Origin of the sequence: Paenibacillus sp. JCM 10914 (assembly GCF_001315105.1) — a bacterium.
GTDB lineage: Bacteria > Bacillota > Bacilli > Paenibacillales > Paenibacillaceae > Paenibacillus_AQ.
This window is the reverse complement of sequence record NZ_BAZR01000074.1, coordinates 1-1,704: the sequence shown is the minus strand read 5'-3', so window position 1 is coordinate 1,704 and position 1,704 is coordinate 1. Positions and strand designations below refer to the sequence as shown.

General features: G+C 54.0%; 1 rRNA gene. It reads right to left on the bottom strand.

What is annotated here, in order from left to right:
* Window position 1: 1 nt before the first annotated feature.
* Window positions 2-1,704 (bottom strand): 23S ribosomal RNA (locus JCM10914_RS28085); the annotation flags it as partial.

Here is a 1,704-nt window from a genome sequence, read left to right as displayed (position 1 = left end):
TTTGGATAAGCCCTCGACCGATTAGTATTGGTCAGCTCCATGCATTGCTGCACTTCCACCTCCAACCTATCTACCTCGTCGTCTTCAAGGGGTCTTACTAGTTGGGAAATCTCATCTTGAGGGGGGCTTCACGCTTAGATGCTTTCAGCGCTTATCCCTTCCGTACGTAGCTACCCAGCCATGCTCCTGGCGGAACAACTGGTGCACCAGCGGTACGTCCATCCCGGTCCTCTCGTACTAAGGACAGCTCCTCTCAAATTTCCTACGCCCACGACAGATAGGGACCGAACTGTCTCACGACGTTCTGAACCCAGCTCGCGTACCGCTTTAATGGGCGAACAGCCCAACCCTTGGGACCTACTTCAGCCCCAGGATGCGATGAGCCGACATCGAGGTGCCAAACCTCCCCGTCGATGTGGACTCTTGGGGGAGATAAGCCTGTTATCCCCAGGGTAGCTTTTATCCGTTGAGCGATGGCCCTTCCATGCGGTACCACCGGATCACTAAGCCCGACTTTCGTCCCTGCTCGACTTGTAGGTCTCGCAGTCAAGCTCCCTTATGCCTTTGCACTCTTCGAATGATTTCCAACCATTCTGAGGGAACCTTGGGGCGCCTCCGTTACTCTTTAGGAGGCGACCGCCCCAGTCAAACTGCCCGCCTGACACTGTCCTCGCACCGGATCACGGTACCAAGTTAGAACCTAGATACGATCAGGGTGGTATCCCAACGTCGCCTCCACACAAGCTGGCGCTCATGCTTCAAAGGCTCCCACCTATCCTGTACAGATCGTACCCAAATCCAATATCAAGCTGCAGTAAAGCTCCATGGGGTCTTTCCGTCTTGTCGCGGGTAACCTGCATCTTCACAGGTATTAAAATTTCACCGGATCTCTCGTTGAGACAGCGCCCAAGTCGTTACGCCATTCGTGCGGGTCAGAATTTACCTGACAAGGAATTTCGCTACCTTAGGACCGTTATAGTTACGGCCGCCGTTTACTGGGGCTTCGGTTCACAGCTTCGGATTGCTCCTAACCGCTCCCCTTAACCTTCCAGCACCGGGCAGGCGTCAGCCCGTATACTTCGCCTTACGGCTTCGCACAGACCTGTGTTTTTGCTAAACAGTCGCTTGGGCCTTTTCACTGCGGCCCCCTCGTGCTATTCACACTACCGGGGCACCCCTTCTCCCGAAGTTACGGGGTCATTTTGCCGAGTTCCTTAACGAGAGTTCTTCCGCGCGCCTTAGAATTCTCTTCTCGCCTACCTGTGTCGGTTTGCGGTACGGGCACCTTCACCTGACTAGAGGCTTTTCTTGGCAGTGTGAGATCATGACCTTCGCTACTGTAATTTTCACTCCCCATCACAGCCCAGCCTTATTGATGTGCGGATTTGCCTACACATCAGCCTCACTGCTTGGACGGACATCCATCAGTCCGCGTCACTACCCTCCTGCGTCACCCCATCGTTCATAACGGTTTACGGTGGTACAGGAATTTCAACCTGTTGTCCTTCGATTACGCCTTTCGGCCTCACCTTAGGTCCCGACTTACCCTGAGCGGACGAGCCTTCCTCAGGAAACCTTGGGCTTTCGGCGGATCAGATTCTCACTGATCTTTTCGTTACTCATACCGGCATTCTCACTTGTATGCTGTCCAGCGCTCCTTACGGTACACCTTCAACCTACATACAACGCTCCCCTACCCCTGAT